The 12579-nt window shown below is 57.2% G+C and carries 9 protein-coding genes; 4 read left to right on the top strand and 5 right to left on the bottom strand.

All coding sequences use genetic code 11. The annotated features are described in order from the left end of the window. The first annotated feature begins 35 nt into the window (after window positions 1-35). Entirely contained in the window at window positions 36-1343 is a 1308-nt protein-coding gene (locus tag ACNT1W_RS13795; RefSeq protein ID WP_218216915.1) for an MFS transporter, read from the top strand. A 130-nt stretch (window positions 1344-1473) separates the two neighbouring features. Here the strand turns inward: ACNT1W_RS13795 and dcp are convergent, their stop codons facing one another. Beyond that, entirely contained in the window at window positions 1474-3675 is a 2202-nt protein-coding gene (dcp, locus tag ACNT1W_RS13790) for a peptidyl-dipeptidase Dcp (RefSeq protein ID WP_419245707.1), read from the bottom strand. A 366-nt stretch (window positions 3676-4041) separates the two neighbouring features. Between dcp and ACNT1W_RS13785 the strand changes: the two genes are divergently transcribed. Genes ACNT1W_RS13785 through ACNT1W_RS13775 form a run of 3 tightly spaced genes read left to right on the top strand, consistent with a single transcriptional unit; the run spans window position 4042 to window position 6496 of the window. Next, complete coding sequence (locus ACNT1W_RS13785) at window positions 4042-4887, top strand: alpha/beta fold hydrolase (protein WP_112362925.1); 846 nt, start codon at window positions 4042-4044, stop codon at window positions 4885-4887. 26 nt (window positions 4888-4913) lie between these two features. Continuing rightward, on the top strand, window positions 4914-5495 hold the full coding sequence (locus tag ACNT1W_RS13780) for a VOC family protein (protein ID WP_419245706.1): 582 nt from the start codon (window positions 4914-4916) through the stop codon (window positions 5493-5495). After that, entirely contained in the window at window positions 5492-6496 is a 1005-nt protein-coding gene (locus ACNT1W_RS13775; RefSeq protein ID WP_419245705.1) for a fumarylacetoacetate hydrolase family protein, read from the top strand. The genes ACNT1W_RS13780 and ACNT1W_RS13775 overlap by 4 nt, the downstream gene beginning before the upstream one ends. Window positions 6497-6511: 15 nt before the next feature. On the opposite strand, the gene xdhC is transcribed toward ACNT1W_RS13775, so the two are convergent. From xdhC to guaD, 4 genes are read right to left on the bottom strand one after another with little or no spacing between them, the layout of a single operon-like run. Next, window positions 6512-7279, bottom strand: a complete 768-nt coding sequence (gene xdhC, locus ACNT1W_RS13770; protein ID WP_012145030.1) for a xanthine dehydrogenase accessory protein XdhC — start codon at window positions 7277-7279, stop codon at window positions 6512-6514. Further along, the gene (gene xdhB, locus ACNT1W_RS13765) at window positions 7272-9665 is read right to left on the bottom strand and encodes a xanthine dehydrogenase molybdopterin binding subunit (RefSeq protein ID WP_419245704.1); all 2394 of its coding nucleotides are present in this window, start codon (window positions 9663-9665) and stop codon (window positions 7272-7274) included. Before xdhB ends, xdhC begins: the two co-directional genes overlap by 8 nt. Beyond that, window positions 9658-11088, bottom strand: coding sequence for a xanthine dehydrogenase small subunit (xdhA, locus tag ACNT1W_RS13760; protein ID WP_419245703.1), 1431 nt, complete (start codon window positions 11086-11088; stop codon window positions 9658-9660). The genes xdhB and xdhA overlap by 8 nt, the downstream gene beginning before the upstream one ends. Then, entirely contained in the window at window positions 11085-12416 is a 1332-nt protein-coding gene (gene guaD / locus ACNT1W_RS13755; protein ID WP_419245702.1) for a guanine deaminase, read from the bottom strand. Before guaD ends, xdhA begins: the two co-directional genes overlap by 4 nt. Window positions 12417-12579: the final 163 nt, after the last annotated feature.

The raw sequence follows: 12579 nt of genomic DNA, 5'->3' as shown, positions 1-12579 counted from the left end.
CCGGAGGCCACTATGCACCACCTGGAGACATCATCATGGCCATTGTTGAAACCCCGTTAGCCGGGAAAGCGGGCGCAGAATCGCTTCTGTACCGCAAAATCACCTGGAAGCTGATCCCGTTCCTCTGTCTGTGCTATTTGGCCGCCTACCTCGACCGCATCAATGTCGGGCTGGCCAAGCTGCAGATGGCCGACCAACTGCAACTGAGCGAAGCGGCCTTCGGCCTGGGCGCTGGGCTGTTTTTTGTCGGCTATATCCTGTTTGAGGTGCCGAGCAACCTGATCCTGCAACGGGTCGGCGCCAAGGTGTGGATTGCCCGCATCATGATCACCTGGGGCCTGCTTTCCGCCTGCACCATGTTCGTTACCACCCCCAATCAGTTTTACGTCATCCGCTTTCTGCTCGGCGTGGCGGAGGCCGGTTTTCTGCCCGGCGTGCTGTATTACCTGACCCTGTGGTTCCCGACTTACCGTCGCGGCCGCATTATTGCGTTATTCATGATCGGCCTGCCGCTGTCGAGCGTGCTCGGTGGCCCAATTTCCGGCTGGATCATGGGGCATTTTGATATGCGCCACGGGCTGCACGGCTGGCAATGGCTGTTCCTGCTGGAGGGCATCCCCAGCGTGCTGTTGGGTATATTGACGTTCTGGGTGTTACCGAACCATTTCCGGCAGGCCAAATGGTTATCCGATGAAGAGAAACAACAAATTGCCGACGACCTGGCGCAGGATGACGCCGAGGCCAGTCACAGTAAACACAGCTTCCGCGATGGCTTCTTTAATCTCAAGGTCTGGATGCTCGGCGGCATTGATTTTTCGATCCTGCTGAGTGCCTATGCGATGGGGTTCTGGATGCCGACCTTTATCAAAACCGCCGGGGTGACCGACATTACCACCATAGGTATGCTGACCGCGCTACCGAGCGTCGCCGCCCTGCTGGGGATGCTGGTGATCGGCACCAGTTCGGATCGTATGCGTGAGCGGCGCTGGCATATCATTGTGCCGTTTATTATTGGCGCGATGGCGATGGCCGGCAGCACCTTCTTCACTCATAGCGTGATCGCCACGGTGTTGTTGTTCTCTGTGGCCCAGGCGGCGATCATCGGTGCAGTGCCGGTGTTCTTCAGCCTGCCCGCCACCTTCCTGCGCGGTACCGCGGCGGCAACCGGCTTCGCGCTGGCCTGCTCGTTAGCCAATATTGCCGGGTTGGTGAGTAATTCGCTGATGGGGCTGGCGCTGGATCTGACCGGCAAAAGCGGTGGCGCACTCTGGGCGTTCGCCGGTTGCCTGCTGTTAAGTTCGTTACTGGTGGTCGCTCTGCCGGCCAAGGTGGTTAACCGCTGAGACCAGGGGGCGCGAGTTTCCGCACCCCTGCTTCACTCCTTAATCTCAACCAAACTGCTTATAACAAATAAAGAGGGCGTAATTTCTTACGCCCTCTTATCACTACTTACCAGGCTAATGCCATGACCTGTTATTCGTCTTTCAAACCACGGTTGATCAGCATCGGCTCAATGCTTGGCTCTTTGCCGCGCCAGTCGATGTACAGTTTTTCCAGGTCCTGACTGTTGCCGCGCGACAGGATCATATTGCGGAAACGCTGGCCGTTCTCTGCCGTCAGGCCGCCATGTTCGGTGAACCACTGGAAGGCATCATCCGCCAGCATTTCTGTCCACAGATAGGCGTAATAACCGGCAGCATAGCCGTTACCCCAAATGTGCTTGAAGTAACTGGAGCGATAGCGCGGCGGCACATAGCTGAGATCGATTTTGTCTTTCATCAGCGATTCCGCCTCGAACTTGTCCACGTCCTGCTGCGGCTGGTCGGCGCTCAACATATGCCAGTGCATGTCCAGCAGTGCCGCAGAAAGCAGCTCGGTCATGTCATAACCTTTGTTGAACTTGTCGGCCTTTTTGATTTTGTCGACCAGTTCCTGCGGCATGGCTTCACCGGTTTTGTAATGCTTGGCGAAGTGGGCAAAGACTTTCGGATCGCTGGCCCAATGCTCGTTAAACTGCGATGGGAACTCAACGAAGTCACGAGCGGTGTTGGTGCCGGACAGGCTTGGATATTCCTGATCGGCGAACATGCCGTGCAGCGCATGACCAAATTCGTGGAACATGGTGATCACGTCATCGTACGACAACAACGCAGGCTGGCCCGGTGCCGGTTTGGTGAAGTTGGCGACGTTGTAAATTACCGGTTTGGTGCCTTTCAGCTTCGATTGTTCGACAAAATTGCTCATCCAGGCGCCACCGCCCTTGTTGTCGCGCTTAAAGAAGTCGGTATAGAACAGCGCCAATGATTTGCCGTCTTTATCGAACACCTCATAAACCCGCACGTCCGGCTGGTAAACCGGGATGTCCTTGCGCTCTTTGAAACTGATGCCGTACAGCAGATTGGCGGCATAGAACACGCCGTTGTTCAGCACGTTATCCAGTTCGAAGTAAGGTTTGATCTGCGACTCATCCAGGTCATATTTGGCTTTGCGCACCTGTTCAGCGTAGAACTGCCAGTCCCAGGCTTCGACCTTGAAACCGCCTTTCTGCTGGTCGATGACCGCCTGAATATCTTTGGCTTCACGTTCGGCACGGGCGGTGGCCGCCGGGACGATATCACGCATAAAGCTCAGCGCCGCATCCGGGGTTTTGGCCATCTGGTTTTGCAGCTTCCAGGCCGCGTAATTCGGGAAGCCCAGCAGTTTCGCCTGCTCGGCACGCACTTTAGCCAGACGAGCAATGGTCTGACGGGTGTCGTTAGCGTCGCCCTTTTCCGCACGGTTCCACGAAGCATCAAACAGTGCCTTGCGGGTCTCGCGGTTTTTCAGGCTTTGCAATTCCGGCTGTTGGGTGGTGTTTTGCAACACCAGCAGCCACTGTTTATCCAGCTTGCGTTCGCCGGCCGCCTGGGCCGCCGCCGCCAGTTCGCTTTCCGACAGGCCGTCCAGATTGCCTTTGTCAGCGATCGCCAATGCGCCATCTTTGGTCGCCGCCAGCAGTTTGTTGGAGAACTGGGTGCTCAGCGTTGCCGCTTCCTGGTTCAGCGCCTTAAGTTTGGTTTTATCGGCGTCGGACAGATTGGCCCCCGCCAGCTCAAAGTTCTTGTAGGTCACTTCAACCAGCCGACGCGATTCCGCATCCAGTTTTAGCTCATCGCGCTGTTGATAAACGGCCTTGATACGGGCAAACAGCTTGCTGTTGAGCATGATGGCATCATCCAGCGCCGCCAGCTTCGGCGAGCTTTGCTCATCGAGTTTTTGCAACCCGTCGCTGGTGTTGGCCGAGGTCATGGCGCCAAAGACGTTCATCACTCGCGACAGCAACGCGCCGCTTTGTTCCATTGCCACAAAGGTATTTTTAAAATCAGGCTTGGCCGGGTTGTTGGCAATCTTCTCAATCTCTTCCAGTTTCTGCTTGATGCCCGCATCAATTGCCGGGGCATAATCACTTTCTTTGATCAGATTGAACGGCGGTGCCTGGAATGGCAGACGGCTTTGATAGAAGAACGGGTTTTGGTTCTTTTTGTTGTCGTGTTGGTTGGCTTCACCGGTCACGGTTGCCTCCTTCGCCTGGCCACTTGGCAACGCGCTATGATCCGCGTGCGGGTTGGTTTCTGCTGCCTGTGCCTGCGTGCCCAGCGCCATGCCGATCGCCAGCACCAATGTCGATAAACGCATCAAATCGAAACTCCTCCATGTCCACAGAATAATGTCGCGGAGAGCTCATCTCCCCTTGAGTCACATCCTAGCTTAGGCGCAGTTGGCAGATTGAGCAAAAACAAGTGATTAGAAGCTCTCCAGCCTCGACAACAGGCCGTTGATTGTCCGATTTTATATAACGGTTCATCCCAAACTCGCCTATAGACGCTTTATTAGCGGCGCATTAGCCTAATTCAACCGACTAATTATTCATCGAAATAACCCGACCTAACCGCTTACCAATATCAAATCCACCCTCAACTAATTCTGAAAACGCGTCATGCACATGACCTAATCCGCACCAGCTTAGACCTGCGGCTATTTAAATCAGGAGATGGATATTTCATGGCTACAACACCTCAACCTAATGAACAGATTTTGGGGGGACATTCGCATCATCAGGAAAACCGGACCACGCATGAACACCCCCTACTTAGCGCCAGGGTAATCGGTCAGGGCACCCGATGCGTGGTGATGCTGCCGGGTTGGTTTGGTGACCATAGCGTCTATCAGCCGATGTTCCCCTATCTGGACACCGAGGCCTTCACTTATGTGTTCGTGGATTTTCGTGGCTACGGGCAATCACGCGGCATAGCCGGCAGCTACACCACTAATGAAATGGTCGCTGACGTGGTCAACCTGATGGACAGCCTGGGTTGGCAGCGTTTCGACGTGGTTGGGCATTCCATGGGGGGGAAAATTGCGCAGATTATTGCCGCTCGACACTCTGAGCGAGTACGCAGTGCGGTGGGCCTGACACCCGTTCCTGCCAGCGGGCTGGACGTAGAACAGCAGGTTTGGCGCATCTTCGAGCAGGCGGTCGAGGATGATACCTGCCGCCACTCTCTGATTGATTTTTCCACTCATCACCGGCTGCCACGCCGCTGGGTCAGCGATACCGTTCAACAGTCGCGTGCGGCCTGTGCCCCACCGGTATTCGAAGCCTACCTCCGTAGCTGGGCACTGGAGGATTGTTCCATCGAAACTTACGGCTGCACGGTTCCCCTGCTGTTGCTGATCGGCCAGCACGATCCGGCACAGACGCTGCCGATGATGGATAACACCTGTTTGAAGTGGTTCGTCAATGTGGAGATGGAACTGCTCGAAGGCTGTGGACACTACCCAATGCAGGAAATCCCGCTTTATCTGGCGGGTGCCATCGAGCGTTTCTTACGCAAACAAACTAAGTAGCAGTGACTCTGCTGGAGGTTTACATCATGCATACCGATCTTCCATCGTCTAAAGAAACGGCGGTTAAAACCGACGACCATGTCAGGCCGATCCGTCGGCTGCACCATTTTGCCTGGCGTTGCCGGGACGCAGAGGAAACCCGTCATTTCTATGAAGATATTCTCGGCTTACCGCTGGTCCATGTGATTAAAAACGATCATGTCCCCAGCACCGGTGAGTACTGCCCGTATGTGCATATCTTTTTCCGCATGAAAGATGACTCGCATATCGCCTTCTTCGATTTGGGGGACGGGATAGCGGCGCAACCCAGCCCAAATACCCCGGAATGGGTTAACCATATTGCCTTGAAAGTGGATAACCGGGCCGATCTGGACAGCATGCACCAACGACTCCTCGCGCAGGGCATTGAGGTGATTGGGGTTACCGATCACGACAGCTATATTGAATCCATTTACTTCTTCGATCCGAACGGGTTTCGTCTGGAGTTGACCACCGAAGTGGCGGCGGCCGAAACAGTGGAAGGCTTTGCCCACACGGCGCATCAGGAGTTGGCGATTTGGACGCGAGAACAATCACGGCGCCAGGCCCTGGCTGAGGGGAAATCATGATCGCCACTCTGGCTCCGCAATTACGTTTGGCCACACGAGAAAACGGCCGTCGGGATGGCGAATTGGTGCTGGTCTCTCCCGATCTTTCACGTTGCATTGCCGTGCCCGCTATTGCCCGCACCCTGCAGGAAGCGTTAGATAACTGGTCGGCTATAGCACCGCAGCTGATGCAGATTGCAGAGAACGGCTGGGACGGCAGTGACCTTTTCATTGCCTCAAGCTGCCTGGCACCGCTGCCCCGAGCCTATCAGTGGGTCGATGGTTCCGTTTATCGCCACCACGCCAAACTGATGTATCAATGGCGAAATGAACCTATCCCTCCGCAATATGAAGAGAAGCCGCTGGTTTATCAGGGCGGTTCGGACGTGATGTTAAAGGCAACCGCACCGATCGAAGCCACTGATGATGAGCTGGATATTGATTTTGAAGCAGAGATCGCCGTAATCACCACTGACGTCCCACTCGGGGTGACGCCCGAGCAGGCGCTGGAGTGTATCGCGCTAGTGGTGTTGCTCAATGACGTCTCTCTCCGCGGTCTGATACCCGACGAAGTGGCCCGGGGCTTCGGTTTCTACCAGAGCAAGCCCGCAACCAGCTTTGCCCCGGTTGCCGTGACGCCCGCGGCGCTCGGCGCGAACTGGCGGGACGCAATGTTACATTTGCCGGTGCACGTCAGTCTAAATGGAAAATGGTTTGGCGCTCCGGACGCCGGTGATGATACGGCGTTTAATTTCGGGCAGCTTATTGCACACCTGGCCTGCACCCGCGCTTTGGCGGCCGGCAGCATCGTGGGTGCAGGCACCATCAGCAATGCCGATCCGGCATCCGGCAGCGCCTGCATTACCGAAGCCCGGGTGCGTCAGGCGCTGAGTGGTGTAGATGAAAGTCAGCGGCAGCCCTATTTGGTACAGGGTGACCAGGTGCGGATCGAGGTGTTCGATGCTGATGGACATTCCGTGTTCGGTGCCATCGACCAAAAAGTGGTGATCCTTCAACCATAAGCCGCGCTGGCCAGGTTAGCGCTGGCCGTAGCAGGCAATGATCTCTCCAGCCACCGCCACGGCAATTTCTGCGGGCAGTTTGCCTTTAACGTCCGGCAGACCCAGCGGGCAGCGCATGCCGGCGATTGCCGCTTCGCTGATGCCACGCTGACCGAGTTTATATTCGAAGCGTTTGCGCTTGGTCAGCGAGCCGATCAGGCCGAAGTAACCGGCATCGCCACGGCGTAAAATCCGTTCCGCCAGCGCCAGATCCAGCGCGTGGTCGTGGGTCATAACGATGAAATAGCTGCCCGGCGGCATGGCGTCGACGATCTCCAACGGTTCTTCGCAGACGTTTTGTTGCACCCCAGCCGGGAGCAGCGCCGGGAACTCCGCCGCCCGGCCATCAACCCAGCGTACCCGGCACGGCAGCGTAGCGAGGATATTGACCAGTGCGCGGCCCACATGTCCGGCGCCAAACAGCGCAATTTGCGGGCGTGGCGGGATCAAGGGTTCAAACAGCACGCTGGTGGTACCGCCACAGCACTGTCCCAGCCGTGCTGCCAGCGGAAAGCGTTCCAGCCGCAGCGTGGCCGCCTCTTGTTGTAGCATCTCGCGGGCAATCGCCAACGCCTGGAACTCCAGGTGCCCGCCGCCAATGGTGTTAACCGCCCGTTCGGCCGTCACCAACATTTTGGTGCCACGATTACGCGGCGTGGAGCCCAGCTCATCCACCAGCGTCACCAGTACGCAGGGTTCTCCGCGCCGTCGCAGATCGGCCAGTGCCTCAATCCACTCATCCATCGCCGTTCTCCCGCGCCAATTTAGTGACAATGTCACTTGAAAGCATCTGCTGTACTCCCCACAGCACCCGCTCCGGCGTGGCCGGTGCGTCAATATTGGGCTGCAGACGGTAGTCCGCCAGACTGGCCACCGCATCCTTGATGGCACACCAGACCGAGATGCCCAACATAAACGGTGGCTCGCCCACCGCTTTCGAATGAAATACCGTGTCCTCGGGGTTTTTGCGGTTCTCCAGCAGCGTGACGCGCAGATCCGCAGGAACGTCACCAATCGCCGGTATTTTGTAGCTGGCCGGGCCGTTAGTCAGCAGCTTGCCCTGTTGGTCCCACACCAACTCCTCGCTGGTCAGCCAGCCCATGCCCTGCACAAAACCACCCTCCACCTGACCGATGTCGATTGCCGGGTTCAGCGAGTCACCCACGTCGTGCAGAATGTCGGCGCGCAACAGTTTGTATTCGCCGGTCAGCGTATCAATTAACACCTCTGCGCAAGCCGCGCCGTAGGCAAAGTAATAGAAAGGATGGCCGCTGGCCTTGTCGCGATCGTAGAAAATCTTCGGTGTGCGGTAGTAACCGGTACTGGCAAGTGAGATTTGATTGAAATAGGCCTGTTCTACCACCTGTTCGAAGCTGAAATAGCGTTCACCCACCCTGACCTGTCCATTGTTGAAGACGATCTGCTCAGCGCTAACCTGATGCTGCCTGGCCAGCATGTCAGTCAATCGCTGTTTGATGGTCAAAGCCGCATTCTCCGCCGCCTTGCCGTTCAGGTCGGTGCCGGAGGATGCCGCCGTCGGCGAGGTGTTCGGCACTTTACCGGTATCGGTGGCGGTGATCTGGATACGCTCTATTTCCACCTGAAATACTTCGGCGACAATCTGCGCCACCTTGGTGTTCAACCCCTGGCCCATCTCGGTACCGCCGTGGTTGAGTTGAATGCTGCCGTCGGTGTAAATCAGTACCAGCGCCCCCGCCTGATTGAGGAAGCCGGCGGTAAAGGAGATACCGAATTTGACCGGCGTCAGCGCCAGCCCCTTCTTCAGGATTGGGTTTTGTGCGTTGAACTGCCGGATAGCCTGACGCCGCGCCTGATAATCCGCACTGCGCTCCAGTTCGGCGGTGATCTCTTGCAGCAGATTCTGTTCCACCGGCTGATGGTAATGGGTGATGTTGCGCTGATCTTTACCGTAGTAATTGGTTTTACGCACCGCCAACGGATCAAGTGCCAGATAGCGCGCGATGTGGTCCATGATCTGCTCGATCGCCATCATGCCCTGCGGCCCACCAAAGCCACGATAGGCCGTATTGGAGGCGATATGGGTTTTACAGCGGTGGCCGGTTATCAGTACATCCTGCAGGAAATAGGCGTTATCAGCATGGAACATGGCGCGATCAACGATAGAACCGGAGAGATCGAGCGAGTAGCCGCAGTTACCGGCCAGGGTGATTTTCACCCCATTCAACAGACCGCTGTCGTCAAAACCGACGTCATACTGAATATAAAACGGGTGGCGTTTGCCGGTGATCAGCATGTCGTCGCGGCGGTTCAACCGCATTTTGACCGGCCGCCCGGTAAGGTGTGCCACCACCGCACACAGGCACGCCGGGCCGGCGGCCTGAGTCTCTTTGCCGCCAAAGCCGCCGCCCATGCGCCGCGTGTCGATAGTCACCTTGTGCATCGGTAAATTAAGCACCGAGGCCACCAACTTTTGGATTTCCGTCGGGTTCTGGGTCGATGAATACACCAGCATGCCGCCGTCCTCGGCCGGCAGCACCGAGGCAATCTGGGTCTCCAGATAAAAATGTTCCTGGCCACCGACGTGCAGTTCGCCCTGAATGCGATGCAACGCCTGCGCCAGTGCGCCATCCGCATCGCCGCGTCGATGGTGGTGAGCTTCCTGAACCACGAAGCCTTCCTGCAACGATTGGGTGACGTCCAGCTGTGCAGGCAGCTCCTGATAGCTCACTTTAATGGCCTGCGCGGCCCGCCAGGCGATCTCCGGATCCTCCGCCGCCACCACCGCAATCACCTGCCCGACGTATTCGACCACGTCCTTCGCCAGCAACGGATCGCCGTAGGTTAACGGAGCAATATCCAGTTCGCCCGGTACGTCCCGCCAGGTGATCACCCGTACCACACCAGGAAAATCGTAGCAGGCGGACAGATCCAGTTTTACGATGCGCGCATGCGCTTTCTCACTCAGTTTTGCCGCCAGATGCAACTGGTTGGGAAACTCCAGCCGGTCGTCAATGTATTGCGCTTCACCGCTGACGTGTTTATCGGCGCTCTCGTGTTTGCGACTGCGCCCCACGCCGCTGGTCAGCGACTGACGGAAACGTTCGGCCAACTGCTGCTGGGTATATTCGGTGCGTTTGCTATTACTCATAAGCCGTCACCTCGATCGCCAGCTGTGGTTCAGTCAGCGCAATGAAATAGCGACGCAACAGATTCTGCGCCACCAACAGGCGATAAGCGCTACTGGCACGAAAATCGCTCAGCGGGGTGAAGTCCTGCGCCAGCGCCTGAACCGCAAGCTCCAGGGTAGCCCGCCGCCACGGCTGCCCCACCAGTTGCCGTTCGCACAATATGGCGCGTTTCGGCGTCGCGGCCATGCCACCAAAGGCCAGCCGGGCATCGCGGATCATCCCCTGTTCAATCGTCAGGTTGAAGGCACCGCACACCGCCGAAATATCATCCTCCAGCCGCTTGGAGACTTTCCAGGCGCGGAAATCTACCGGAGCCTGGCCCGGCAGCACGATGCTTTCAATAAACTCCCCCGGCTGCAGCGCGGTCTGGCGATAGCCCAGGAAGAAGTCGTTCAGCGGCAGTTCACGCCGCACGGCACCACAGCGCAACATCAACCGCGCATCCAGCGCCAGCAACAGCGGCGCTGCGTCACCAATCGGCGAAGCGTTGGCGATATTGCCCCCCAACGTGCCCTGGTTGCGGATTTGCTGCGAAGCAAAACGCGCCAACAGTTCGCCAAAAGCCGGATGGTAATCGGCCAACAGCGGGTAAAGGTCACTCAACGCCGCCCCGGCACCAATAATCAGACGGTCGTTGTGCCGACGAATCTGTTTTAACGCCTCAATCTGGCCAATGGCGATCATCAAGGGTAAATCCTGATGCCGCTGGGTGACTTCCAAAGCCAGATCGGTGCCACCGGCCAACAGTTTGGCCTGCGGATGCTGTAGATACAGCGTCGCCAGTTCATCAAGGCTCTGCGGCAGCAGACAGCGTTTCCCCGCCGCCTCCAGCGGCGTCGCCGCCGGAATAGTCCGCAGTTGTTGCAAGGTTTGCTGTTGATGACGGTCGAAGTTGTCTGGCGTTTTGCTGTCGCACGCCTGCTGCGCCGCCGCCAAAATCGGCCGGTAGCCGGTACAGCGGCACAGATTACCGGCCAGTGCCTGCTGCGCCTGTTCGCGATGATAGTTTTCACCGTTTTTTTGCAGGCAAAACATCGACATCACGAAGCCCGGAGTGCAAAAACCGCACTGCGATCCATGGCAGTCGACCATCGCCTGCTGCACGCTGTGCAATTGGCCCTGCTGTTTCAGGTCCTCTACGGTGATCAACTGCTTGCCATGCAGCGCACTGACAAACGTCAGGCAGGCGTTAACGCTGCGATAGCGTAACTGGTCGCCGTCCGGCTCCGCCAGCACCACGGTGCAGGCGCCACAGTCACCGGAAGCGCAGCCTTCTTTGGTGCCACAGCGGCCGAGATCGCGGCGCAGATAATTAAGCACCGTGGTATTGGGGTCGATCGCGCTTTCATTTTTCAGCGTTTGATTAAGCAGAAACTGGATCATGCCGCCTCCTGCTGCGTAGCCGGTCGGTACACCACTTTACCGTCGACGTAGGTTCGGTAAACGTTGCGGTCATCACCCAGCGTCATCAGCACAAACAGTTGCTCCGCCAGCTCACGGCTGTTTTCATGGCGCAGTTTTTGCAGTGCTGATACCGCCGGATCCAGCACCACAAAATCAGCCTCTTTGCCGACCGAGAAATTACCGATTTTGTCATCCAGCGACAGCGCCCGCGCCCCACCCAATGTGGCGTGGTAGAAGGCTTCGCAGGCCGAGAGCTGGTAGCGCTGCAGTTGAGCGACCTTGTAAGCTTCGCCCAGCGTTTGCAGCATATTGAAGGTGGTACCGGCACCGACGTCGGTGCCAATACCCAGCCTGACCTGTTTCTGCCAGGCCTTTTGCAGGTTGAACAAGCCGCTGCCGAGGAACAAATTGGAGGTTGGGCAAAAGGCGATGGCCGAACCGGTGTGACACAGGCAATCCCACTCTTGCTCTTCCAGATGCAGGCAATGGGCAAACACGCTTCTCTCTCCGGTCAACCCATACTGGTGATAGACATCCAGGTAACTGCGGCTGTCCGGGAACAGTTCTTTCACCCAGGCGACTTCCTCCAGGTTCTCGCTCAGGTGAGTGTGCAGATAGGTATCCGGAAACTCTTCACGCAACCTTTGTACCTGAGCCAACAGCGCCGGGGTGCTGGTGGGCGCAAAACGCGGCGTGATGGCATAGCTCAGCCGTTGCTTGCCGTGCCAGCGCTCAATCAGTTCGCGGGTCTGGCGGTAGCTCTGCTCCGGGGTTTCCAGCAGTTCCTCAGGCGCATGGCGGTCCATCATCACCTTGCCGGCGATCAGCCGCATATTCAGCGCCGCCGCCTGACTGAACAGCGCTTCAACCGACTGCGGGTGTACGGTGCCGAACACCAGCGCCGTGGTGGTGCCGTTGCTTAACAGTTGCTGTAAAAAGAAGGCCGACATCTTGCCGGAGTGCTGCTCGCAGCAGAATTGGCTTTCCGTCGGGAAGGTGTAATGCTTCAACCATGCCAGTAGCCGATCGCCATAGGCACCGATCATTTCGGTTTGCGGGTAGTGAATATGGGTATCGATAAAGCCCGGCACTATCAGTTTGTCCTGATAATGAGTGACCTCAAACCCCGGCGGCAACAGCGGTTCCCCCTGCTGCCAGGGGCCAAACCAGACAATGCGGCCTTCATCGAGCAGCAGCAATCCGTCAGGTATATGTCGCAATTGCTGCTCCAACTGCTGCGGTTGATCGACACAGGCAGCAATATCGAAAAAATTGCCACGGATCGCCGTGGTGAATGACAGGCTCATTTTGCTTTCCTTCTCTACCGGCCAGCGCACAGCCCCCGGCTGAGTTAATTCAGCCCGGGGAGCCATGGTGGTCTTTTATCGTTCGCAGGTGTTGATTTAAGGATAGCAAGCAGCGTGCCAGTTGGTTTTTTATTGATAATTTTCATTTAAAAACAAAAAGATA

It is taken from the genome of Serratia sp. NFX21 (genome assembly GCF_048517035.1).
Taxonomy (GTDB): Bacteria; Pseudomonadota; Gammaproteobacteria; order Enterobacterales; family Enterobacteriaceae; genus Serratia; species Serratia quinivorans.
The sequence above is the reverse complement of the archived record's forward strand: the minus strand, read 5'-3'. Positions and strand labels throughout refer to the sequence as shown.